This window comes from Acinetobacter sp. YH12134 (assembly GCF_013418555.1).
Taxonomy (GTDB): Bacteria; Pseudomonadota; Gammaproteobacteria; order Pseudomonadales; family Moraxellaceae; genus Acinetobacter; species Acinetobacter indicus.
In genome coordinates this window covers 1-22,805 of record NZ_VPBT01000006.1, presented here as the reverse complement: position 1 = coordinate 22,805, position 22,805 = coordinate 1, and the positions used below count along the sequence as shown (strand labels likewise).

The window sequence follows — 22,805 nt, the reverse complement described above, 5'->3', positions numbered from 1 at the left end:
AAAATTTAAAACTGTGGATAAATAAGTGATTTTTGAATTTAAAATAGTGCTATTTAGAATAAAACTGTGGATAAAATATAATCAAATAAATTCAAAAGATACAAAAAAGACCTGCTTCAAGCTGAAAGCTCATATTGAAGCAGGTCTTTCTTTAAATATAAATTATTGTTTTTTCGCGTAAATACTGACCTGAATCCAGATATTTCCGCGAATGAACTGGCCAATTTCAAAATCAGCAAACTTGGGTTCTTTGGTCGCAATACGGATTAAAGTGGCTGGCTGGTTGTCTTCATGAATCAGGCAGACATCATACAGGGTGTAATCCTGATTCATAAATTGCGCTTGGGTTTTACCGACCACATTGCCCTGGAACCAGGCTTCATCTTCCTGTCCTAAGACTTCACCATATAAATAGGCCACCATTTTGGAGAAATTCACGGTCACCGGGGCTTTATCTTCTTCAGATTTTGGCTCCCAGGCGTCAATCTGTTCCTGCAAATTGGCCGGGGCAACACCATTATTGGCCGCCAGAATATCATTTAAGGCACGGTGATGTTTAATCGAGGCCGGATCATCAACAATCAGTTGCTCATCTTCTGCCACGGCTTCCAGCTCGTAAGCCCAACCATTCAGATGCGCGATATAAGTCTGGTCTTTTTGGTACTGGTGGTGATTGACGCTATACAGACTGTCAAAGGCATAGACCGTGGTGTTTTCACCCAGATTTAATCCCAAAACCGCCTGGGTATTGGAAGGGCAGCTAATAATCCGTTCAATGGTCACCGGGGTTTTATACGGGCTTTCAAAACATGGAAAGGCCGTTTTAACCGCTTTCGGCTGATTGGCCTCTACGGCAATGACCTGCGCCAGTTGAATCGGCTGTTTGACCGGACCCTGAATCAGCCAGGTGCTGTCATCCATATCACATTCTTGTGCGCATAGCCCCATTGGCATGATGGGTGCATCCAGTGCCTGACCTAACCATTTGGGAACATCAACATTCGGCTGATCGGTGAGCAGCGTCCAATGCTCTACATGGCTGCCAAAACTTTGATCTTCAATGGTAATAATGTCTGGTCTGTTCTGATTTTTCATAAGCACGTTAAGAGAATGTCGAGTGGCCTTAATCTATTTAATCGAGGGTGTTTTAAATTTTTCAAGTCTGGGCACCGATTTCTCCTTTGAAAATGCCCGAAATGATGAGAAAAGTCAAAAGATGAGCTTAAGCTGCTTAAGCACAATCAGCTGATCCAGCGTGTTATTACTCTAGCAGCATCTTGGTGAAAAAGCCTGTATTTCCCGCCGCGGCGTTGAGTGAATTTTGCTACACTAGGGACATCAAAATTGCCGGAATTGAAAGTGCTGCCATTTAAGCTGTGGGTGGATGCCGATGCCTTACCAAGAATTTTAAAAGATGTGATTATCCGGGCTTCTGATCGCTATCAGCTCGAAGTAATTTTTGTGGCCAATCAGAATGTGGGCATTACCCCATCGGTGCGAATTAAATCCTTGCAGGTCATGAGTGGGGCGGATGCGGCCGATCAGGAAATTGTTGAGCGGATGCATGCCAACGATATTGTGGTGACTCAAGATATTCCACTGGCAGCGCAGGTGATTGAAAAGGGTGGTATTGCAATTCATCCGCGTGGTGAAATCTATACCACCGCCAATGTTAAAGCGCGGCTGCATTTACGTGATTTTATGGATACTCTACGCGGCGCTGGCGTACAGACCGGTGGGCCACCACCAATTTCCGAACGCGATAAACGCGAATTTTCCAGCAGTCTGGATCAGACCATTCAAAAACAAAAACGTAAAACCGGCTGAATTACATGCCCTCAAAAAATAATATTGTCCTGACTTATATGCTGCTGGTGTTTATCTGGGCCTCGACACCGCTGGCGATTGTCTGGAGTGTGTCGGATCTGCATATGCTGTGGGCGCTGGCTTTACGTTTTTTTATTGCCTTGCCGCTGGCCTTTATCTTTTTACTGCTGCTCAAAGTGCGTTTTCCGGTTGATCAGACGGCATTGCACAGTTATGTGGCGGGTTCCTGCAGCCTGTTTGGTTCCCAGATTTTTACCTATCTGGCCACCAGCTATTTAAGCTCGGGCATGATTGCACTGATGTTTGGTCTGGCACCGATTATTGCCGGCCTGATCGGGCGTTTTGCCTTTCAGCAGCGTCTGAAAAAACTGCAATGGTTCGGGATGCTGGTTGCAGTGCTGGGACTGGGTATTATCTGTCTGGGCGGAGAAAACCAGCATGTACAGCCGGTCGGGATTGGTCTGATGCTGCTGAGCGTGCTGATTTATGCCATGTCCATTTTCTGGGTCAAAAAAGTGAATGCCAAGGTGGAACCTGTGGCACAGGCCACTGGTTCAATCCTGATTTCAACCTTGATGGCAATTTTGATGTTGCCAATAATCTGGCCTTATGCACCGACTGAAATTCCGGAAACCAAGGCTTTATTCTCTTTGCTGTATACGGTGGTGATGGCTTCACTGATTGCCATGTTCTGTTATTTTAAGCTGGTACAGAATATTCAGGCGACCACATTGTCACTGACCACTGTCATGACCCCAATGCTGGCCCTGCTAATTGGTGCATTTCTGAATCAGGAAGCCCTGAGCTTGACAGTGCTGATCGGAGCTTTGGTCTTATTGTTTGGCTTGTTCTTATATTTCTTCCATGATTTACGTGCAAGCCGGGCGTTGGCACGTAAACAGGCACATCCTGAAACTTATTTAGATTGACACTGCTGGATGACTTCGGCCAGTTTGCTGCGGTCTTGCGGGTGTAAAGTAATAAAATAGGCCCCGGTACGATAGCGGCCATTATCTTCGGCATTGCTATAGACCACCTGGGCAGTTGCAGCAATATGAAAGAAATTTTCCGGATGACTTAAGGTCACGTGAATATAGCTGCCATCGGCAATTTCACGCTCACTGTAGAAGCTTAAACCGCTTTCGGAAAAGTTGACCTGTTCTGGTACAGGTAACATGCTTTGTACAATTGCATCGTATAAAGAACCGGTAATCAGGTTTAATTTTTGGTTGAATAAGGATAAGATTCGAGCAATTTGTTGATCTTTTTCAGATAATTGTTCTAATTCGTAGTTAAGCGCATGATCAAATTGATCTAATTCAGCGAGTAGTAGAAAATAACGCGGCAACATAAAATTAGGATCGTAAGGATCATTAAGAGCAACTTGATCAGAAATAAGCTGATAGTTGATTCTCAACGCAGCATCGATACGTGACATCACGCGACGTTCATTTTGAGCGTTTTGATGCTGTAAATTTTCCATAATGTATTACCTCGGACTAGATGGTATGTTTAAACCAATCTCGCTATATATAGGGTTGAGATATACGCGCGCTCGGCGCAGTAATCACTTTATTTCTTTTATTGCTCTGGTTTCAATGATCGGTCTCACTTTAGGTGTTGCTGTTCTGATTACAGTGTTATCTGTGATGAACGGATTTGACCGTGAATTGAAGAACCGGGTCTTGGGGATGATTCCGCAAGCGACTGTTTCATCTACCCAGATTTTAACAGATTGGCCTGAACTTGCAAAAAAAGTTGAGCAACATGAGCATGTTACAGGTGCTGCACCGTTTACCCAATTACAGGGGATGTTGACCGCACACGGTCAGGTTTCCGGCATTATGGTGACCGGTATCGAGCCGGAATATGAGAAGAAAGTTTCGATTATTCATCAGCATATGGTGGAAGGCAGCATTGATAACCTGAAAAAAGGCGAGTTTGGGATTGTGCTGGGCAAGCAAATGACCGATGCCTTGGGCCTCAGTTTAAATGACAGTATTACTTTGGTCTTGCCTGAAGCAACGCCATCACCGGCCGGTGTGGTGCCACGTTTTAAACGTTTTACCATTGTGGGGATTTTCAGCATTGGTGCCGAAGTTGATTCGATGATGGGCTATATCGCCCTGAATGATGCTTCGACCCTGTTACGTCTGCCGGATGGCGCACAAGGCGTACGCATGAGGCTGGACGATATTTTTGCCGCACCTACCGTTGCCAACGACATTGTGAGTGAACTGCCAGCCAATTTCTATGCTTCAGACTGGACCTATACCCATGGTAACCTGTTCAGTGCGATTCAGATGGAAAAGGCCATGGTCAGCCTGTTACTGTTCTTAATCGTTCTGGTCGCAGCCTTTAATATTGTCTCATCTCTGGTGATGGTGGTGACTGACAAAAAAGCCGATATCGCAATTTTACGGACCTTAGGTGCATCTCCGGGCACGATTACCCGAATCTTTATGGTGCAAGGGACCGTGATTGGCGTGATCGGGACAGTCTCCGGCGCGATTCTTGGAATTATTTTTGCCTCCAGCATCAGTGGTTTTATTGCCTGGCTGAATAATGTTTTGGGCTTGAATCTGTTTGATGCCTATTTCATTAACTACTTACCATCACATTTAAGATGGCAGGATGTGGTAGTCATTGTCAGCCTGTCTTTAATTTTAAGTTTCCTGGCCACAATTTATCCGGCGTTACGCGCGGCGAAAATTCAACCTGCAGAGGCGCTTCGTTATGAATAAAACTGTACTAGAAGCCAAACAGGTCACTAAACATTTTACTGACGGCAAAACCACAGTAGATGTACTGCGCGGCCTCGATTTAAAAATCGAACAGGGACAATTTGTGTCGATTGTCGGCGCCAGTGGTTCAGGTAAAAGTACCTTGCTGCACGTCCTTGGCGGGCTTGATCGTCCAAGTCAGGGCGAGGTTTATTTAAATGGCCAGCGCTTTGACAATTTAGGCGAAGCTGAGCGTGGTTATTTGCGTAACCAATATCTGGGCTTTGTTTATCAGTTCCACCATTTGCTACCTGAATTTAGTGCGCTGGAAAATGTGGCAATGCCCTTGATGCTGCGTAAGGAAAGCAACTTTAAAGAAGTCAAACAGCAGGCCGAATATCTGCTGGATCGGGTGGGCTTATCGCATCGATTGACCCATAAACCGGGTGAACTGTCGGGTGGTGAACGTCAGCGTGTGGCCTTGGCGCGTGCCATTGTCACCAAGCCGGCAGTCATGCTGGCTGATGAACCGACCGGGAACCTGGACCGTAAAACCGCCATCAAGATTTTTGAGCTGTTACGCGAGCTGCGCCGTGAGTTTAATATGGCCATGCTAATTGTGACCCATGATGAAGAGCTGGCCAAATCGGCCGATACCATTTTGCATATGCAGGATGGCATCTGGGTACCCGACTAAAACCCGATTATCAGATCAATGACCCTTGAAGCCCACTCCGGTGGGCTTTATGCTTGCTCAAAATAAAAATAAGACAGAAAACGACATGTTCAAAATCATGGGTGCCGGCTGGATTGTAGGTATTGCCTGTATGGGCAAAACGCTATGGCCGATGCTGGATTTCCCGCTCTGGTTGTCAGGCCTGTTACTGATTATCCTGCTTTTACAGCAAATAGCTGCTTTACATTGGTCCCATCTGGGCATCCAATTGATTAATACCTGTGTGGCATTTGTCATTACATTTTTGTTGGGGCTGAATTTTGCCCAAAACCAGTTGCAAGAGCGGTTGATATTTCGTGAACTGACCCGCCAGCCGGCAGAGGTGGTGGTCTATGTCCAGCAAATCAATCAGCTGGGTAGCAGCCAGCTCCGGCAACCGGTTCAGGTGCTGAACCGGCATAGCCAGCCGGTGCAATGGCTGGCCTTGCTGCCGGCTGAACAGGAACTACAGCTGGGGCGTTATTACCGTTTACAGGGGCAGACCTTGCCGGCGCACAGTTTTGCCGTTCCGGGTGCGTTTGATGTAGAGCAGTGGTATCTCCAGCAAAATATCATGAGCGGCTTTCAGGTCCAGTCGATTGTGGAACTGACTGAATCGGAACTGTATCGGCTGGGATTTGGGGCACATTTAAGACAGCATCAGCAACTCTGGCCGCAATTTAAATTGTGGATCGAAACACAGCGTTTACAGATTCGTGACTTTATCCAGCAGCAGGCATTGCAGCATCCCGGCTTAATACTGGCACTGCTGACTGGCGATAAAAGTTTACTCGATGAAGCCACCGAGCAGCAGTTTCAGCGTTTCGGGATGAGTCATTTGCTGGCGATTTCCGGGCCGCATGTGCTGATTTTTGCCGCCATGCTGTGTTTTGTGCTGCAGCGCCTGGTCACTCGCTATTGGCCCGAATTATATGCGCGACAGCCCCGCAGTTATCTGCTGTTGCTGCCGTTTATGGGCTGTGTATTTGTATATTGTGCCTATGTTGGGTTTGAAATTCCTGCGCTCAGGACTTTACTGATTTGTCTGGTGGCAGGCGCCTGCCTGTTGCTAAAGCAGCCGATACAGCCGCTGTCTTTGTTGATTGGTAGTGCTTCGTTATTGCTGCTGCTTGATCCGTTGAGTGTGCTGTCGGCGGCATTCTGGCTGTCTTATGGCGCCTGCTTTGTGCTGTTAAGGATTTACCAGACCCTCCGGCAACAACCGGTGCATCCGCAGCAGACGTTGATGCAGAAATTGTGGCAGGGCTTCCGGCTGTTATTTGAATCGCAATGGAAAATTTTTATTGCGCTGTTTCCGCTGATGATCATCTTCTTCAAGCAGATTGCCTGGATTGCGCCGCTGAGTAATCTATTGGCCATTCCCTGGATCGGTCTGGTGACTGTACCACTGGATATTCTGGCCGGTTTAAGTTTTTATCTGGCGGAACCGCTGAGCCAGTTGCTGTTTCAGCTCAATGACTTGGCGCTAAGTCTGTTATTGGGTTGTTTGCAGTTGCTGGATTTGCTGTTTGTGCCGCAACTGATTCCGGTTGCGCTGAGCCCACCGATGCTGCTGAGTCTGGTGCTGGGACTGATGATTTTATTTCTTCCCGCAGGTCTAGTGCCTAAAGCCTGGTCAGCGCTGTGCTTGTTGCCTTTGCTGTTTCAGGATCAGTTTTCTCGGCAGGTGGAACTTACTGTGCTGGATGTTGGGCAGGGGCAGGCAATCTTTTTACGCTATCGTGAACACAGCATGATGATTGATATGGGCGGTCATTATGATGAACAGAAATGGAGTATCGGCCGGCAGATTATCCAGCCCTTTTTAAGTGTCAAAGGCGTGCAGCAGTTAGATTATTTATGGTTGACCCATCTGGATCAGGATCATAGCGGTGCTTATCAGACCTTAAAGCCACAGTTACAGGTGCAACAGGTCTATGCCAATGCTCAGCTTGAAGTAAATCCTCATAGCCATTTTGACTATTGCCAGCAAGGACAGCAATGGCAGTGGCAGCCGGGCATCCAGATTCAGGTACTCTCTCCGAAACCGGAACAGTTAAATCCTGTAGAACAGCAGAAAAATGAAAGCTCCTGTGTGCTGCTGGTTGAGTTTGCACAAGCTCAGCCTTACTCACGCTTTTTATTGATGGGCGATGCAGGCTGGCCGACTGAATATCAGTTATTACAGGATTATCCGGATTTAAAAGTGGATGTGCTGGTGCTCGGCCATCATGGTAGCCGGCACAGTTCATCTTACCAGTTTTTAAAACAGCTGGAGCCTAAACTGGCAATTGCATCGGCGGGGCTGAATAACCGTTATGGGCATCCGAGCACGCAGGTACAAGCCCGACTGAACGCCTTAAAAATTCCGTTATGGCAGACAGCGCAGCAGGGCAGCATCCAGTTTTATCCCACTGAGAATGAGGTGCTACCGTACCGGCATACGCGGGTTTGGCTGCGGCGCGATTAAGCGGAATTGGCCTGTTTGGTATTTTGAATTAACGCCAAGGCTTCATCTGCCGGAATATCATAAATTCGTCTTAAGGCTGGATGTGCCTTAAAGCGTTTATAACTCCAGTGATAATGTTCCGGATGCCGGGCAATCAGCTGTTCAATTTTCTGGTGAATCATTGCAGTGCCTTCATTGGCAGAACAGTCGTAGAGCTGTGCGTCCATGGCCTCAATGAAAATATCAAAACCTTGCTGTTCATTGCGCAGTGCATATAAGAACAGGGCGGCGGCTTTGGTTTTCTGAATCAGCTTGGCGCTCAGGTTGCTGGATTCAAGTGGCAGGCCAAAATAGTGAATCATTTCACCCCCCAAATGCGGGGTGTGGTCCGGCAGAATCACGGTGGTTCCACCTTGTTTTAGTGCCTTAAAAATCTGACGAATACCGCTGTCATTGGTCGGCACCAGATTGGCCTGTTCACGGCTGCGAGCATTACGGACAAACTCATCAGCCGATGGATTTTTTACCGGTTTATACATGATGGTCATTTCAGTATGCTGCGCCACCCAGGCATTCATGATTTCCCAGGTGCCAAAATGCGGCACAATCAGCACCACGCCTTTTTGCGCAGCCAGTGCCTCATGTAACAGCTGTTCGCCATGCACCTGATGAATGCGGGAAATATTCTTGTGGTTTTCTGCACCCCAGATATTAAAAAACTCAAAATAAGAGGTGAGTTCATTGCGAATGGCCTGACGCGCCAGCTGTTCACGCTGGGTCGCATCTAAATGCGGCAAGGCAATATTTAAATTGAGGCGAATCACCTGAGAGGTCTTGCTGAGCTGAAAGACATTCAAAAATGCCGCCAATACGTGGGCCGCCCAGCGGGAAAGGCTGAGAGGCTGTCGACTGACAAAATGAAGTAAACGAGAGATAGTCGTTGGGGCGAGTTTATCAGTCATTCAGTATAGTGAAATCTAAAGAAAAGGTTAAAAATGAAAATATTATAGGGGAAAATATTCAATTTAGACAGCAATCAGTTTTTCGGCGTATATAATGGAGTAAAATTAACTCGAGTTTTGGATTGTTTTTATGTCCGATTGGCCGCCTAAACCAGAAAATGAAATCAAGAATAGCCATCCACCCACAGCACAACAACCGACAGGAAACGAATGGAAGTTACTGGAAAAAGCGGTTTTAGCCTCTGTTGAAGAACAGCGCCGCGCCAGACGCTGGGGAATTTTCTTTAAGTTCCTGACCTTTGCCTATATTTTTATTCTGCTGGTGATTATGGGTAAAGGCTGTAGCAATAATTCCGCTACGGCCGTGACCAGCAGTTCGCATATTGCTGTGGTCGATATTGTGGGCACCATCGCAGCCGATAAACAGAGCGTCAATAGTGAAAATACCATTAAATCACTGCGTAAAGCCTATGAAGCAACCGGCAGTAAGGCGGTAGTGCTAAATATTAATTCACCGGGCGGATCACCGGTTCAGTCCGATGAAATCTGGCAGGAAATCCAGTATTTAAAACAGCAGCATCAGGATAAAAAACTGTATGCGGTGATTGGCGATACCGGTGCTTCAGGGGCTTATTATATTGCTTCAGCCGCCGATGAAATTATTGCCAATCCATCCAGTCTAGTTGGTTCGATTGGAGTGATTATGCCGAACTATGGCGTTAGTGGCTTAATGCAAAAGCTGGGTGTCGAAGATCGCACCATGACCTCCGGTGAAAATAAGGCGCTGCTGTCGATGACACAACCGGTGGATCCAGCGCAAAAAGCCCATGTTCAGGGTGTACTAGATAATGTGCATGCGCATTTCATTAGCGCAGTCAAACAGGGCCGTGGCAACAAGTTAAAAGCCAATGATCCGACCTTGTTCTCGGGTTTATTCTGGACCGGCGATCAGGCGTTGAAACTGGGGATTATTGACCGTCTGGGCAGTATGAATACTTTAAAACGTGAATTAAAAGTCGACAAAACCGTCAACTATACCATTGAATATAATCCGCTAGATTCGATGCTGGGTCGTATGGGCACTGCGGTAGGTCAGGGGATGGCCAGCGCTGTATCGCAGCAGATTCAATCTGAACAAAGTACCAAATTACAATGAAACCATTAATCCATTTTGCTCACGCCAATGGCGTACCGTCACGGGTCTATCAAAAACTATTTCAGCATCTGCAAGATGATTATGACGTGATTGATGTGCCTTTGCTCGGGCCAGATAAACGTTATCCAATCGATAATCACTGGAACAGTCTGACCCAGCAGGTGATTGACAGTATTGTGCGGCAGGCACAAGGCCGCAAGGTGATTGCACTGGGTCATTCACTTGGTTCGGTGCTGAGCTTTCAGGCCGCGCAGCAACGCCCGGAACTGTTTTCCCAGCTGATCATGCTGGATCCGCCAATGATCATGGGTAAAGAAGCCTTAGTGATGCATGTAGCGAAACTGTTGAAGCTGAAAGCCCTCGATAAAATGTCACCGGCGGGATTGTCTAAACGCCGCCGTGATCATTGGGAGTCACGTCAGCAGGCGGCCGAGCTGCTCAGACCCAAAGGCTTTTATCAAGATTTTGATCCGGACTGTTTTCAGGCTTATATCGACCATGCACTGACAGAAGATCCTGTACGTGGTGGGGTGACGCTTACCATTCCTAAAATGGATGAAGTACAGATTTTCCGTACCAATCCATCTTTATGGTGGTTGCCACAGGCCAAATTGAAAGTACCGGCACAACTGGTGGTGGCCGAGAAAGGTCCGTTTCTGGCCCGCAAGTTTCCACAGCAAATTGAGAAGAAATTCGGGATTCCTTTTCATGTTGCGCCGGGCGGTCATATGTTCCCACTGGAACAGCCTGAGCAAGTGGCACAGATGATTAAATCCTTATTACAGGATCAGGCACCTTAAGATTACTTTTGGGAAAAATTAGGTCATAAAAAAACGCATCCGAGGATGCGTTTTTTTATAGATATTACTTTTTATTTTAGCGCTGACAGAACTGTAGCGGTTGCGCTAACACCTGACCACGATACAGCACCGCGTTTGGTGTGTGCTGCAGCGTACCACTACAAATCCATTCCACCACTTGCGGATAAATCAGATGTTCCAGCACATGCACACGATTGGCCAAGCTTTCCACGCTGTCCTGATGCGATACAGTAAGTACCCCTTGGGCCAGCGCCTGACCGGCATCCAGCTCGGCAGTCACATAATGTACCGTACAGCCATGATAGACATCACCCGTGTTTAACACCCGTTGATGAGTATGCATGCCTTTGTAATGCGGCAGCAGAGAAGGGTGAATGTTCAGCATTTTCCCTTCCCAGGCTTTAACAAACTTGGCGCTTAAAATGCGCATAAAGCCTGCCAGCACCACCAGATCAACCTCCCAGTCTAAAAGCTGTTGATGCATCACATCATCAAAACTTTCACGGTCTGGGTATTGCTTGTGTTCAATTACCGCAGTGGCAATACCGGCTTTTTGGGCACGTTCCAGCGCATAGGCTCCAGGTTTGTTGGAAATGACCCCGACAATTTGTCCCGAAAGACGGGCATCAATCAGGGCCTGTAAGTTCGATCCACTGCCTGAAACAAGTACAGCAATTTTCAACATAGACAATTACGCAAAAATCACACGGATTTTTTCGTCAGCACCTTCAACAGATTCTGCATTGTCAACAATGTGACCCATTGCCCAAGCTTTTTCGCCCAACTGGTTCAGCAATTCAACAGTTTTGTCAGCATCCGCTGCATCCACTGCCAATACCATACCAACGCCACAGTTAAAGGTACGGTACATTTCGAATTGTTCAACACCGCCTTCTTTTTGCAGCAGTTTGAACAGTTCTGGCCATTCCCAAGAGGATTCGTTAATTACCGCTTGCGCACCATTTGGCAGAACGCGTGGTAAGTTACCAGGTAAACCGCCACCGGTGATGTGCGCCATTGCGTGAACATCAACAGATTTAAGTAATTCAAGAATAGGTTTGACATAAATACGGGTTGGCTCCATCGCTGCATCTGCCAGCGGACGGCCATCTACGATTTGAGTCAGGTCAACGTTTTTCACGTCCAGAATTTTACGAAGCAGAGAATAGCCGTTTGAGTGTGCACCTGAAGACGCAACACCAATCAGAACGTCACCCGCTTTGACTTTAGAGCCATCAATAATTTTGCTTTGCTCAACCACGCCTACACAGAAACCTGCAAGGTCATAATCTTCGCCTTCATACATGCCAGGCATTTCAGCAGTTTCACCGCCAACCAGTGCACAGCCCGCAAGCTCACAACCTTGACCGATCCCGGTAACTACATTGGCTGCAACATCAACGTTTAAGTGACCCGTTGCATAGTAGTCGAGGAAGAACAGTGGTTCTGCGCCACAAACCAGCAGGTCGTTCACACACATGGCCACCAGATCCTGACCAATAGTGTCATGACGGTTTAAATTAAGGGCTAAACGTAATTTTGTACCAACACCGTCTGTGCCTGATACGAGAACAGGTTCTTCATAACCTTTAGGAATTTTACAAAGTGCGCCAAAGCCGCCTAATCCGCCCATCACTTCAGGACGAGTGGTGCGTTTCGCAACAGATTTAATTCGATCGACTAACGCGTCACCGGCTTCGATGTCGACACCAGCATCTTTATAGCTTAAACCAGGGGTAGGGTTAGAAGTTGAGTTGCTCATAATGAAGTCTCCGCATTCGCGCGGGGGATTATAACCCGAATATACGAAACTCTTATGTTATTTATGCGCTAAAATGCTATCTTTATTAAAATATTTTACTTTATATAACGATTACACTGCAAAAAGGCGAGATTCTATGGCAGATCGTACTTTACGTCGCATTTTTATCCTTGCCGGGATAGCTTTAATTTTTTGGATTTTATATTTACTCAAGCCGGTCGTTATTCCATTTATTGTCGCCTTTCTTGTGGCTTATCTGTTCAGCCCACTGGTCGATACGTTATATCGGGTCGGGGTGCCGCGCTGGTTATCCATCAGCATCGTTTTTGTCGGAATCGGGATTCTACTGACCGTGGCAGTCTGGTACATCATTCCGCTGGTCTGGAAACAGCTGATGATTGCCCGCGACAGTATTCCGGTCGGAATTAACTGGATCAATACCACCTTTTTGCCTTGGATTTCTGAAACCTTTAATGTGGATGAGATGGAAATTGATACCACGCATATGTCAACCATTATCATGGACTATGTGCAGACCAATTACAGCGCCGACAGCATTCAAGCCATGATTTTACGGGTGGCGCAGTCCGGTCTGAACTTTATCCAGATTGGCGGGACCATTGTTTTAATTCCAATTATTGCCTTCTATTTTCTGCTCGACTGGGACCGTATGCTGGACAGTCTGCGCCGTTTAATTCCACGTCCGTATGAGCGCAGCACCCTGCATATTGTGAATGAATGCCATAACGTATTAGGCGCGTTTGTCAAAGGTCAGTTCCTGGTGATGATCCTCCTAGGTGTGGTCTATGCCACCGGTCTGCAACTGATTGGTCTGGACGTTGGCCTGATTATCGGGATGGTGGCAGGTCTGGCCAGTATCATCCCATATTTAGGTTTTGCGGTCGGGATTATTGCTGCGGTCATTGCCACCTTATTGCAGTTTGGTATCGACTGGATGCAACTGTTCTTGGTGCTGGTGGTGTTTATGATTGGTCAGGCGGTAGAAGGCTATGTGCTGCAACCGTTTTTACTGGGCGATAAAATTGGACTGTCACCGGTAGCAGTGGTATTTGCTGTACTGGCTGGTGCGCAACTGGCCGGTTTCCTCGGGATGCTAATTGCCTTGCCGGTTGCCGCGGTAATTGTGGTCTTGCTACGTCATGCCCGGGATTGCTATGAACGCAGTCAGTGGTATGGACAGTCGACGGCTATCATTCATCATGACCAGCAAACGGGCAGTATCAGCATAGAAACTGATCAGGTGGATGTGGATATTGATCTTGAGAAAGATCAGACAAAGCCACTGCAACAGACTGAAAAATCGAGTAAGATGAATCCTCTTGATCCTAAAGATGTTTAACGAAGGCCTATTCTGTATATGCGTCAACTGCAGCTTGATATAGAACCTCAACTCGATGCCCGAATCAGTGATTTTTCTGGTCCGGGCTGGGGCCATGTAATTGACGCAGTGCGACAGTTGCATGCGGGGCTGGTCAACCGTTTTTATGTTTATGGCGGTGCGGGTACCGGCAAAAGCCATCTGCTTTCGGCGATTTGCGATTCTTATCTGGAAATTGGCAAATCCGCGATTAAAGTCTCTTTGCTGGAACTTCTGGATGCCCCGACCGAAGCCATTACCTCTTTAGATCATTTTGATCTGGTCTGTCTGGATGATATTGAAGCGATTAGCGGCGTGCCGCATTGGCAGCGCGCGGTATTTCATTTAATCAATTACAGCAATGAAATGGGCGGGCAATTGGTGTTTTCATCACGTTTTGCCCCGATTGAACTGAAACTGGAATTGCCCGATTTACAGTCCCGTTTAACTCAGGCTGTGAGTGTGAAAGTGCCGACCGGCAGCCTGTTTGCCGACCGTCAGGCTTTGGTAACTTCGGTGCTGCAACGTAAAGGTATTCAGATTGATCAGCAGATTATTGACTACTTGCTGTTACATGGTCCGCAGCAGACTTCAATGCTGTTACAAAGCCTGCAACAACTGATTCAGCTGCTAAAAGGCGAAAAAACCAAACTGAGCGGTGCGAATTTGCGTCAGATCTACGCATTAATTGACGAATATCGGTAAAATACAAAAAAACTTGAGTAATTACTCTAGCTATGACAAATTACACTCAAAATAAGTCTTAGTTGCAAGGAAGCTGCAACTTAAAAATAAAAATGAATAAATAGGTTAAGGAGTAAGCTTATGCTCAAGCGGAGCATCGGCATTGGTATGCTGTTTATTGCGGGACATGCTTATAGTAGCAATATTGTTGTCACCATCACTGAAGATATTCAAGCCAATGATAAAGAATGCTCACTGCGCGAAGCAGTCGAGTATATTAATTTGGGGTTGCCGGAAGAAGGTCATAATGGCTGCGGTGGCGAAAATTCCTCCAATGTCATTCTGTTAGAAAAACACGCCGTTTATAAACTCAATCAGCAGTTAAAAATTACCCAACCCTTAAGCATTAAAACCACCTATGACACCGGCCTGAAAGAAAACAATATCAAAGGCCTGAACAATGCCATTATCGAAATGGCTGGTAATGAACGTATTTTTCATATTGAAAGCAGCGATGATAAACGTATTCAGGTCAACCTGAGCGAAGTCAGCCTGCAAGGCTGTGGCAGCGACAGTTGCCGTCCCAATCAGGGCGGTCTGATTCTGAACCATGAATACCTGGTGCTGGATTATGTCAAGCTGAGTCAGGGTCGAGCCAACCAGGGCGGCGCCATCTATAATCTGGCTGAAGAGGGAGAGAATATCGCGCCAGCCTTTATTGAAATTAAAAACAGTTTAATCCAGCACAACCATGCCACCGAGGGTGGCGCCATCTATAGCCGACTGCCAAGCTTCCGGATTTATGCAGCGGTGTTTAGCGACAACAAAACCAGCGATCTGGCATCTGCCAACCTCTACACCCAGTTACCTACAGAAGATGTCGAAAATCTCAAGCTGCTGGCCGCTGCCAATACCATCAGCAGTACGACCTTTAACCGCAATGAAGGCTATGTGCTGAACCTGAGAGACAATATCGGGGTCAATAACGTCACTTTAATGGGCAATAGCGCAGGGGTACGTTTAGAAGCCCCGGCAGGAAAAGGCTATATTGCCAACAGTATTCTGCTGGCCAATCCACATCCTGTGACGGCGCAGTCTGCTAACTGTAGCAAAGAGGCAGCCGATCAAAGCGTGCTGCAAAACAATCTGGTCTCTGAAGAATGTGGACTGGGTGATACCAATTACCCGAACCAGATCTGGCAGGGTAGCCATATTTTTAGCGGGAATATCCTGGAAGGCGCCTGTAAAGTGCTGAGTGAAGATGAGGACGCCTTATTCTGCCCGTATCAGGTTAAAGAAGAGCAGTTCCTGGGCTATATTCGCCCACGTATTTTACTGAATTACCAAGCTCTGGCTGACTCTCCAATCGTCAACAAAGGCTATGCACAAGTGGGTACCACTGAGCAGGTTACTTGTGCCTCGGCAGATCAGCGCGGGGTGAACCGAGCTTCGGATAATACCTTGTGTGACCGTGGTGCAATTGAAATTACCGTACCTGATGCCTCAGGTCTCATTGGTCGGGATATTCTGGCCGGTGAAATTGCCGAAATGTCGGTCAGCGATTTAATTGGTGATAGTGATCTGGTACCAGCCGAGTTCTGTGACAGTCTGTTTAGCAGCAATCCGACTGGGAAAGCCTGGCAGGCCGGTTGTGTGCAGATTGAGCAGACCCAGACCAGTTCCAAGGGTCAACTGACGATTGATGAGCAGGGCAAGATTATTTATACCCCGGATTCTGCCTGGCATGGCGCAGATGTTTTTAAAATTAAACTGGTGACCACCAGTACACGTTTTAATACCACCAAACCATATGTAGAAATTCGTGTACAAGTGATTCAGGCACCTGAAAACCACATGGACAGTGACAAAATTAAAACATCTGGCGGAGCAGTGGCTGGCTATGGCGTGCTCATATTGATGTTACTGGCAGCTTGGCGCCGTAAAAAATAAAAACAGGGAAAGGGAATGAAAAATTATAAAAAAGCACTCTTGGGAGTCATGATTGTCAGTGCCATGTCATTAATGGCCGCAGAAGACCGTACTATTTATGTCACCACATTTGCCGATGAAAATGGTGAAAACCCGGATAAATGTTCGCTACGTGAAGCCTTGGTGGCGGCCAAACAGAACAAAGCCTTTGGGGGCTGTAGTGTCGGCAATACCAACTATATTGCAGTAGATTATATCCGTCTGCAAGCGGGTGAATACAAGTTATATGCTGAATTACGCCCGCAATCCAATGTGCGGATTATGGGGGCGACACCGCTTGATTACAGCAAGAAAGATCCTATCACCCACCGTTATCCGGCGCTGATACCACATCAGACCATTATTAACGGCCAGGGGTTGCATCGTATTGTTAATACGCTCGACAGTCAGGCCAATGTCATGTTTGACGATCTGACCCTTAAAAATGGCTATAGCGATGGGCTGGGCGGGGCTTTACTGGTTGCCGGACCGTTGACCTTGACCAATACCGCAATTCTGGATTCGCAGGCAGCGCGGGGTGGTGCACTGTATATTGCTGCCCATAATCAGGAACAGCCAATTACGGTGGTGAATAGCCTGATTCAGGGGAACAGCGCCAGTGTCGGCAGTGTGCTGGCGATGGACTGTACGGCAAATCTAGCAGATACCCAGGCCAATATCACCATTCAGCAAAGCAGTGTCATTCAAAATGGCAACAGCAACAGCCTGAGTAGCTTTGATTTTTGTGGCAAGCCGCGTCTGACTTTAACCAATACTACAGTGGCTAAAAATAAAGCGAACTTAACGCAGGGGCATATTTTTAACCTGGCCAATGGCCCGGAACACCGCCTCAGTACGCAATCGGTCTTCAGTTTAAATAACAATACCATTGTCGAAAATGAGGCCGCCAGCACCTTCTATTATGATGATTCAGGCATTAAGGTGTTAAGGTTTAATGTGCTGGCATTTAATACCGGAAAATCATGCCGTTATGCGTTGAATAATGGCAATTTAACCGAGCGGCAACCGAATATCAGCTCATCACGCAATGCGCTAATTTTCCCGAATGCACAAAGTGTAGAGCAGGGGGTATGTGACCTGCCGGAAACGCTCGCGAGCACAGAAGAAAACTCAATGAGCTCGGTGAATCTGAGTGGCAAGCAGTTAAGTGATGTGCTCTATCCAATGCAGCCGGCTTCAGCCTACAACTTATTCCTGCCGTTATATTATCCAAAAAATCTGGACAATGATGCGGACCTGGTCAATGTCGAAGGATTTGGCTGTGAAGTGTCAGATCAGCGTGGTTTACAGCGTGTGACTGATGGCACCCTGATTTTAGATCCAGAACAGAAAAACAGCTGTGAAATTGGTTCGGTTGAACTCATGCGTATGACCGCAGCAGATATTGTCAATCTGAAAAACGTGTCGCATGTGACCTTGTTTGACAGCTATCAGCAGGAGATTGACCGTTTAAAAGCGCTGGTTCAGGCACCAGAGAAAAATAAAGAGCTGTTGGCCCAACATCAGGCAGATCTGCAAAACTATGAAAATTTGCTTAAATTTTCCAAGGAAAAACAGAAATATCGGACTATTTATATCGATCCATTTGCATTAGCCCTCAAGCATGATGAACCAAATGCCGATGGTAGCGTGGCACAGTTGCTGGAACTAAAACCGGAACACTTTAATATCAGTACAGAAGTCTATGGTATTGGCGGTGGTTTAGAAGATGTGGCCTTTGACCGCAGTAAACTGCTGCATGATCCAAACCTGAAATGCGAATGGGATGCCGATGTAAAACGGATTCTGTTCTATCGGGTCGATGATCAGGTGACCCAGAATATTGATTCTGCCTATTGTGCCTATACCATTACGTCGGTGACGGATCCAACTGTTCAGTCGAGTGGTTTGCTTGAAGCAAAATTCATGAACATCAAACCGATTGCCAAAGCCGACCGCTACACCATTGAATATGGTTCGGATTTGAAAATTAATGTCAATCCGCTGGAAAATGACAGTGATGATGGCGATGGACCTGTCAATACACTGCTGTCTGGACAAAATAAACCGGCCTTTTATACCGATAGCAATGGACTTGAATTGCCAATCCGTTTAACCAATGTACCTTCAAGTGTACTGGTCACGGCAGACCGGAGTGGTCCATGTCCAGGGGATTATGTGCGTGAAACTTGTTATGGCGGAAACCTGCAGATTCAGGTGCGTAACAGCTATAGCCCGTTTGATTATGAGCTGAAATACACAGTATTTGATGCTGAACAGGAGCTGTCCAATGAGGCGACCATCAGCCTGATCAATACCGCGAAAAACAGCAATACTGAAGGAAGCGGTGGTGGAAGTCTAGGGCTTGCTGGATTATTTGGTTTATTGGGCATGGCGGTATATCGTGTACGCCGTCAGTTTAAATCATAAATCATAAATCCAGTGAATGTAAAAAAGCCTCTGATAAGAGGCTTTTTTATGGACCAGCACTGGGTTGATGTGTGGCTTAATCGCTTAGTATTCTGTCGGCGTGATATATTTATTGATATATTCTTCACGAATCAGCACGCGTTCTTCAGGCGTGGCCTTCTGCATTCTTTGGCCGAGTTCCTTGCGTTCCTGGGTACTCATTTTTTGCCAGGTTTCACGCATTTTCTGCTTTTCTGCATCGGGTAGCTGAATAAACCAGTCCATACGCTGTTGCAAAGAAGCACTTTTATCGGACGGCAGTTCTTTTAAATTCTGATAACGTTTGATTAAGGCCAATTGTTCTTCATCTGAGAGGGTTTCCCAGCTTTCAACAATTTTTGTATCTGCATCTTTGGAGAAAATCCAGAAACGCTCAAAGCCAGCAAAGCTGGTTTGTAAAAAGCCCAGCGCACAGAAGGCGAATGCTAAACGTTTAGCTGCCATGTTGAACTTTATCCTCACCCAGCACCAATAACATTTCTAGATCTTCCATCATTTGCGGTGAAAGTTTTGGCGTAGCCACCACCTGATTTTGCGGTTGTGCGGTCATTTCTACCGAATTTGGTAAAATGACGAACCCTGCAATGGCAGCCGCAAGTGCAAAACCGGACATTTTCCACAGGCCATAGCGTGATGTCTGCTGGTCCTGAATCTGATCCAGAACATGATTCATCACCACAGCTTTGTCTTTGTGGTGGTGGGCGAGTCCATCAAGTTTGGAAGTCACTTGTTTTAAGAAATCATCTTGTTTCATTCGGATGATCCTCCCAGATATGGATTCATATGTGCCAGGGTCTGGCGTAAAGCCTGAATAGCACGATGATAATGGGTTTTTACACTGCCTTCTGAACAATTCATAATCTGGGCAGTGGTCTGAGTATCGAACCCTTCCCAGGCCCGCAGCATAAACGCTTGTTGCTGACGTACCGGAAGTTTGGCGATTGCCTCCTGAATTTCTTCAGCAGTCATGGCTTGGTCCAAAAACTCAGCAGGATTGAGTGCACGTTCATCGACCAGATCATTTTGTTCGACATCATCGTCATCCAGGCTGACTTTGCGGAAAAATGAAAAGGGTTGTGCACGACGGGCTTCTTTACGTCGCCAGTCCTGTAATTTGTTATTTAAAATGGTGTAGAACAGCGGATACCACTCATCTGTGCTTTTATCGGCATAGGATTTGTGCAGGGAAATAAAGGCTTCCTGAACCAGATCCATCGCGATGCCATGCTGTCCCTGAGTGGCACTTTCCATCATCACTAAGGCGCGCCCGGTGACCTCGTGCATAAAAGTTTTCAGGCGTTGTTCAGCCGTACTCTTCAGAGTACTCAAACTTTCAGGTTGAGACTTTTTGGGTGCTAAATCCATAGAGATGGAAAATCCTGTCATTGGATACCCACCATTATTTTTAACTTCATGGCACTATTAACGTTAAAAATAATGGTTCGGTTGACATTACAAGTTATTATTTTTCTAGTGTAATCTATTTTTTTAATAGGGCCAGCCTATTTAATATAAATTAACGTATTAGAGTCGTTGACGTACCATTTCAAAAAAACAGACTGAACCGGCAATCGCGACATTTAAGGATTCCTGTCCGCCCGGTTGGGGAATGGTAACGGCTTCTGCATGTGCTAGTGCGTAATCCGATACACCTTGACCCTCATTGCCGAGAATCCATACGCATGGCTGGCTTAAGTCTTTGACATACAGGCTGGTGGAACGGTGTGAGCTGGTGACATAGACCGGAATTTTAAACTGTTCCAGAATCTCCTCGAGCTGGATATTTTCAAAGGTCTGCAAAGAAAAATGCGCACCCATCCCGGCACGTAATACCCGTGGTGACCATAACGAGGCGGAGCCTTTGGTGCAGACAATTTGCTGGATGCCGGCTGCAGCAGCCGAGCGTAGCAGGGTGCCGACATTGCCCGGGTCCTGGACATTTTCCAAGATTAAGGTATCGGCCTGATAGTCAAGCGCCTGACTGGAACTTGGCAAATCGACAATAGCCAGACAGGCAAGGGTGGTGCCCAAGGTACTTAAATCTTTATATAAAGACTCGCCAATCACAAACACCGTACCCTGATACTGGTCCAGAATATCGTTCAGATCAGGATGTTTCAGGGCATTTTCGGTGGTGAAAATCGCGTTAATTTTCCGGTTTTGTTCTAACCATGCCAGACAAAGGTGCGAACCTTCAAGCACAGTCTGACCTTGTTTTTTACGGTAGCTGTTTTGTTCAATCAAGCCACGTAGGTGCTTAATTTTAGGATTATCTTTCGATTCGAGAAATAAGATAGGCATGGAGAACATCCACACCTGTGAGCACAGACCCACAGGTGTTAATCAGAAAAAATTAAGCGTGGTAGCCAGTAACAAGATCAACTTCGTTTTTAGAACCAATGATCACTGGTACACGTTGATGCAGATCGGTCGGTTCAATTTCCAGAATACGTACACGACCTGTTGTCGACGCACCACCGGCTTGTTCCATGAGCATACTCATCGGGTTGGCTTCATACATTAAACGTAAACGGCCAGCTTTTTTCGGGTCTTTCAGATCGTATGGATACATGAAAATCCCGCTACGGCATAGAATACGGTGGATATCACCTACCATACAGGCTACCCAGCGCATATTGAAGTCTTTTTCACGTGGACCGGTTTTACCTGCTAGCAGTTCATCAATATAACGTTGAACGGGTGTTTCCCAATGACGCTGGTTAGAGGCATTAATTGCATATTCTTTGGTGTCGGCTGCCACCTGGATATTTTCCGAAGTCAGCAGGAATTCCTGAGTTTCCGGGTCAAAGGTAAAGAACACTACACCTGCACCGACGGTTAAGGCCATCATGGTTGATGGGCCATACAGTACATAACCGGCAGCAACCTGGTGAACACCGGCCTGCATGAAATCAGCTGCTTGCGTGACGGCATTTTTTGCCGGAAGAATCGAGAAAATGGTGCCGACACACATATTGATGTCGATGTTGCTTGAACCATCTAGCGGATCGAACAGCACTAAATATTGGCCATTTTCCTGTGCCGGAGTGAATTCATCCAGTTCTTCTGAGGCTAAACCGCCCACATTGGGATGTTTCTGTAAGGCATCAATCAGGTAATCATTGGAAATGACATCGAGTTTCTTTTGCTCTTCGCCTTGCACGTTCTCATTTTGTGCGCTGCCCAGAACCCCAGCCAAGGCACCTTTTTGTAAAGCCTGATCAATGGTTTTGCAGGTGTTGGCAATGGTCTCAATCACCTGTGCAAGTTCAGGGGTTAAATTTCCGCTTTGTTGTTGTAGAAATTGGGACAGGGTGCGATAAGACATAATAGGAAAACTCCGAATAAGAATCGATCGGGCATGATCAAAAAAGCTTTGTCCGATATTTTAGATGAGAACAGCTTAAAAGAAAAATTAAACTCAACTATTTGACGTGATTTTGCCCTTGCAAGTCTGCTAGAAAGTGCTATGTTGATGTGAAGGAACAGAATCAACCAGTATATAGGAGCACACATATGACAACGTTAAAGTTTGATGCGACTCCAACCCCAAGCGAAGGCATTAGTTTAGATGAAATTAGCGCCGACAAGGTTAAAGAAGCCTGGAAGGGGTATGAAGCAAAGCCAGAGTACAAGAAATTTAACAAGCACGACATGATTGAGTCGATGCAACCCGCCAAAGATGAAGAAGATGCACAGGCAAATGCACCTTAAATAGAATTTGGCTCAGCTCTTGTGTTTGAGTATTAAAAAAGCGCCCGATGGAGTAATGCCAGTCAGTTAAGAGATTGACTGGCTTTTTCTTGGGTATTTTTGAGGTTTTCCTTTTACAACCCTTGGATAACTCCTCATCCGTCTCTCAGGTAAAACATATCTATCAGATTTCTCCAT

The 22,805-nt window shown here is 46.5% G+C and carries 22 protein-coding genes; 12 read left to right on the top strand and 10 right to left on the bottom strand.

Annotated features, from left to right (window positions below; translation table 11 throughout):
* Positions 1–162: 162 nt before the first annotated feature.
* Complete coding sequence (locus tag FTU69_RS05820) at positions 163–1,095, bottom strand: hypothetical protein (protein ID WP_075168247.1); 933 nt, start codon at positions 1,093–1,095, stop codon at positions 163–165.
* 264 nt (positions 1,096–1,359) lie between these two features.
* Here FTU69_RS05820 and FTU69_RS05815 point away from each other — a divergent pair, with 264 nt between their 5' ends.
* Positions 1,360–1,827, top strand: a complete 468-nt coding sequence (locus FTU69_RS05815) for a YaiI/YqxD family protein (protein ID WP_075168257.1) — start codon at positions 1,360–1,362, stop codon at positions 1,825–1,827.
* A gap of 5 nt (positions 1,828–1,832) precedes the next feature.
* Positions 1,833–2,756, top strand: a complete 924-nt coding sequence (locus tag FTU69_RS05810; RefSeq protein WP_180103595.1) for a DMT family transporter — start codon at positions 1,833–1,835, stop codon at positions 2,754–2,756.
* Here the strand turns inward: FTU69_RS05810 and FTU69_RS05805 are convergent.
* Entirely contained in the window at positions 2,744–3,310 is a 567-nt protein-coding gene (locus FTU69_RS05805; RefSeq protein WP_005176561.1) for a PilZ domain-containing protein, read from the bottom strand. The two genes, FTU69_RS05810 and FTU69_RS05805, sit on opposite strands and share 13 nt — an antisense overlap.
* 25 nt (positions 3,311–3,335) lie before the next feature.
* Here FTU69_RS05805 and FTU69_RS05800 point away from each other — a divergent pair, with 25 nt between their 5' ends.
* From FTU69_RS05800 to FTU69_RS05790, 3 genes are all read left to right on the top strand, one after another.
* Positions 3,336–4,571, top strand: a complete 1,236-nt coding sequence (locus tag FTU69_RS05800; RefSeq protein WP_180103594.1) for a lipoprotein-releasing ABC transporter permease subunit — start codon at positions 3,336–3,338, stop codon at positions 4,569–4,571.
* Complete coding sequence (lolD, locus tag FTU69_RS05795) at positions 4,564–5,247, top strand: lipoprotein-releasing ABC transporter ATP-binding protein LolD (protein ID WP_005176563.1); 684 nt, start codon at positions 4,564–4,566, stop codon at positions 5,245–5,247. The genes FTU69_RS05800 and lolD overlap by 8 nt, the downstream gene beginning before the upstream one ends.
* Positions 5,248–5,332: 85 nt before the next feature.
* Positions 5,333–7,735 carry a DNA internalization-related competence protein ComEC/Rec2 gene (locus FTU69_RS05790; protein WP_180103593.1) on the top strand — a complete coding sequence of 801 codons (2,403 nt, stop codon included), beginning with the start codon at positions 5,333–5,335 and terminating at the stop codon, positions 7,733–7,735.
* Here the strand turns inward: FTU69_RS05790 and FTU69_RS05785 are convergent.
* Positions 7,732–8,676: a lysophospholipid acyltransferase family protein gene (locus tag FTU69_RS05785; RefSeq protein ID WP_180103592.1), complete on the bottom strand. Its 945-nt coding sequence runs from the start codon at positions 8,674–8,676 to the stop codon at positions 7,732–7,734. The two genes, FTU69_RS05790 and FTU69_RS05785, sit on opposite strands and share 4 nt — an antisense overlap.
* 130 nt (positions 8,677–8,806) lie before the next feature.
* On the opposite strand from FTU69_RS05785, the gene sppA reads away from it, so the two are divergent.
* The gene (gene sppA / locus FTU69_RS05780; RefSeq protein WP_045795154.1) at positions 8,807–9,832 is read left to right on the top strand and encodes a signal peptide peptidase SppA; all 1,026 of its coding nucleotides are present in this window, start codon (positions 8,807–8,809) and stop codon (positions 9,830–9,832) included.
* Entirely contained in the window at positions 9,829–10,632 is an 804-nt protein-coding gene (locus FTU69_RS05775; RefSeq protein WP_005176572.1) for an alpha/beta fold hydrolase, read from the top strand. Before sppA ends, FTU69_RS05775 begins: the two co-directional genes overlap by 4 nt.
* A 76-nt stretch (positions 10,633–10,708) precedes the next feature.
* On the opposite strand, the gene purN is transcribed toward FTU69_RS05775, so the two are convergent.
* Both purN and purM read right to left on the bottom strand, forming a co-directional pair.
* Positions 10,709–11,338, bottom strand: a complete 630-nt coding sequence (gene purN / locus FTU69_RS05770; protein ID WP_016660003.1) for a phosphoribosylglycinamide formyltransferase — start codon at positions 11,336–11,338, stop codon at positions 10,709–10,711.
* Positions 11,339–11,344: 6 nt separating this feature from the next.
* Positions 11,345–12,415, bottom strand: coding sequence for a phosphoribosylformylglycinamidine cyclo-ligase (purM, locus tag FTU69_RS05765; protein WP_005176576.1), 1,071 nt, complete (start codon positions 12,413–12,415; stop codon positions 11,345–11,347).
* 136 nt (positions 12,416–12,551) lie between these two features.
* On the opposite strand from purM, the gene cxpE reads away from it, so the two are divergent.
* From cxpE to FTU69_RS05745, 4 genes are all read left to right on the top strand, one after another.
* Positions 12,552–13,775, top strand: coding sequence for a chloramphenicol efflux transporter CxpE (gene cxpE / locus FTU69_RS05760; RefSeq protein ID WP_005176578.1), 1,224 nt, complete (start codon positions 12,552–12,554; stop codon positions 13,773–13,775).
* 18 nt (positions 13,776–13,793) lie between these two features.
* Positions 13,794–14,498, top strand: a complete 705-nt coding sequence (gene hda / locus FTU69_RS05755) for a DnaA regulatory inactivator Hda (RefSeq protein ID WP_005176580.1) — start codon at positions 13,794–13,796, stop codon at positions 14,496–14,498.
* Positions 14,499–14,618: 120 nt separating this feature from the next.
* Positions 14,619–16,427 (top strand): rhombotarget A, encoded by a 1,809-nt coding sequence (gene rbtA, locus FTU69_RS05750; protein WP_180103591.1) that lies wholly within the window; start codon positions 14,619–14,621, stop codon positions 16,425–16,427.
* 15 nt (positions 16,428–16,442) lie between these two features.
* Complete coding sequence (locus FTU69_RS05745) at positions 16,443–18,875, top strand: CSLREA domain-containing protein (protein ID WP_180103590.1); 2,433 nt, start codon at positions 16,443–16,445, stop codon at positions 18,873–18,875.
* An 84-nt stretch (positions 18,876–18,959) separates the two neighbouring features.
* Here the strand turns inward: FTU69_RS05745 and FTU69_RS05740 are convergent, their stop codons facing one another.
* The 5 genes from FTU69_RS05740 to FTU69_RS05720 all read right to left on the bottom strand — a co-directional run bounded on the left by FTU69_RS05740 (position 18,960) and on the right by FTU69_RS05720 (position 22,242).
* Positions 18,960–19,358: a DUF3106 domain-containing protein gene (locus FTU69_RS05740; protein WP_005176585.1), complete on the bottom strand. Its 399-nt coding sequence runs from the start codon at positions 19,356–19,358 to the stop codon at positions 18,960–18,962.
* The gene (locus FTU69_RS05735) at positions 19,348–19,668 is read right to left on the bottom strand and encodes a hypothetical protein (protein WP_016660007.1); all 321 of its coding nucleotides are present in this window, start codon (positions 19,666–19,668) and stop codon (positions 19,348–19,350) included. The genes FTU69_RS05740 and FTU69_RS05735 overlap by 11 nt, the downstream gene beginning before the upstream one ends.
* The gene (locus tag FTU69_RS05730) at positions 19,665–20,279 is read right to left on the bottom strand and encodes an RNA polymerase sigma factor (protein WP_005176588.1); all 615 of its coding nucleotides are present in this window, start codon (positions 20,277–20,279) and stop codon (positions 19,665–19,667) included. Before FTU69_RS05730 ends, FTU69_RS05735 begins: the two co-directional genes overlap by 4 nt.
* 159 nt (positions 20,280–20,438) lie before the next feature.
* Positions 20,439–21,215, bottom strand: a complete 777-nt coding sequence (locus FTU69_RS05725; protein ID WP_127800507.1) for an RNA methyltransferase — start codon at positions 21,213–21,215, stop codon at positions 20,439–20,441.
* A 52-nt stretch (positions 21,216–21,267) separates the two neighbouring features.
* Positions 21,268–22,242, bottom strand: a complete 975-nt coding sequence (locus FTU69_RS05720) for a class 1 fructose-bisphosphatase (RefSeq protein ID WP_180103589.1) — start codon at positions 22,240–22,242, stop codon at positions 21,268–21,270.
* Between the two features lie 188 nt (positions 22,243–22,430).
* Between FTU69_RS05720 and FTU69_RS05715 the strand changes: the two genes are divergently transcribed.
* Complete coding sequence (locus tag FTU69_RS05715) at positions 22,431–22,628, top strand: NF038105 family protein (RefSeq protein WP_163145979.1); 198 nt, start codon at positions 22,431–22,433, stop codon at positions 22,626–22,628.
* Positions 22,629–22,805 lie beyond the last annotated feature (177 nt).

What these genes read in the sequence shown, in the direction of transcription:
- FTU69_RS05715 (WP_163145979.1), top strand. Translation starts at nt 22,431, where the DNA reads ATGACAACGTTAAAGTTTGATGCGACTCCAACCCCAAGCGAAGGCATT.
- FTU69_RS05725 (WP_127800507.1), bottom strand. Translation starts at nt 21,215, where the DNA reads ATGCCTATCTTATTTCTCGAATCGAAAGATAATCCTAAAATTAAGCAC.
- purN (WP_016660003.1), bottom strand. Translation starts at nt 11,338, where the DNA reads ATGTTGAAAATTGCTGTACTTGTTTCAGGCAGTGGATCGAACTTACAG.
- FTU69_RS05740 (WP_005176585.1), bottom strand. Translation starts at nt 19,358, where the DNA reads ATGGCAGCTAAACGTTTAGCATTCGCCTTCTGTGCGCTGGGCTTTTTA.
- FTU69_RS05730 (WP_005176588.1), bottom strand. Translation starts at nt 20,279, where the DNA reads ATGGATTTAGCACCCAAAAAGTCTCAACCTGAAAGTTTGAGTACTCTG.
- purM (WP_005176576.1), bottom strand. Translation starts at nt 12,415, where the DNA reads ATGAGCAACTCAACTTCTAACCCTACCCCTGGTTTAAGCTATAAAGAT.
- FTU69_RS05810 (WP_180103595.1), top strand. Translation starts at nt 1,833, where the DNA reads ATGCCCTCAAAAAATAATATTGTCCTGACTTATATGCTGCTGGTGTTT.
- FTU69_RS05775 (WP_005176572.1), top strand. Translation starts at nt 9,829, where the DNA reads ATGAAACCATTAATCCATTTTGCTCACGCCAATGGCGTACCGTCACGG.
- FTU69_RS05720 (WP_180103589.1), bottom strand. Translation starts at nt 22,242, where the DNA reads ATGTCTTATCGCACCCTGTCCCAATTTCTACAACAACAAAGCGGAAAT.
- hda (WP_005176580.1), top strand. Translation starts at nt 13,794, where the DNA reads ATGCGTCAACTGCAGCTTGATATAGAACCTCAACTCGATGCCCGAATC.
- FTU69_RS05820 (WP_075168247.1), bottom strand. Translation starts at nt 1,095, where the DNA reads ATGAAAAATCAGAACAGACCAGACATTATTACCATTGAAGATCAAAGT.
- FTU69_RS05735 (WP_016660007.1), bottom strand. Translation starts at nt 19,668, where the DNA reads ATGAAACAAGATGATTTCTTAAAACAAGTGACTTCCAAACTTGATGGA.
- FTU69_RS05800 (WP_180103594.1), top strand. Translation starts at nt 3,336, where the DNA reads ATGTTTAAACCAATCTCGCTATATATAGGGTTGAGATATACGCGCGCT.
- FTU69_RS05745 (WP_180103590.1), top strand. Translation starts at nt 16,443, where the DNA reads ATGAAAAATTATAAAAAAGCACTCTTGGGAGTCATGATTGTCAGTGCC.
- FTU69_RS05790 (WP_180103593.1), top strand. Translation starts at nt 5,333, where the DNA reads ATGTTCAAAATCATGGGTGCCGGCTGGATTGTAGGTATTGCCTGTATG.
- lolD (WP_005176563.1), top strand. Translation starts at nt 4,564, where the DNA reads ATGAATAAAACTGTACTAGAAGCCAAACAGGTCACTAAACATTTTACT.
- sppA (WP_045795154.1), top strand. Translation starts at nt 8,807, where the DNA reads ATGTCCGATTGGCCGCCTAAACCAGAAAATGAAATCAAGAATAGCCAT.
- FTU69_RS05805 (WP_005176561.1), bottom strand. Translation starts at nt 3,310, where the DNA reads ATGGAAAATTTACAGCATCAAAACGCTCAAAATGAACGTCGCGTGATG.
- rbtA (WP_180103591.1), top strand. Translation starts at nt 14,619, where the DNA reads ATGCTCAAGCGGAGCATCGGCATTGGTATGCTGTTTATTGCGGGACAT.
- FTU69_RS05785 (WP_180103592.1), bottom strand. Translation starts at nt 8,676, where the DNA reads ATGACTGATAAACTCGCCCCAACGACTATCTCTCGTTTACTTCATTTT.
- cxpE (WP_005176578.1), top strand. Translation starts at nt 12,552, where the DNA reads ATGGCAGATCGTACTTTACGTCGCATTTTTATCCTTGCCGGGATAGCT.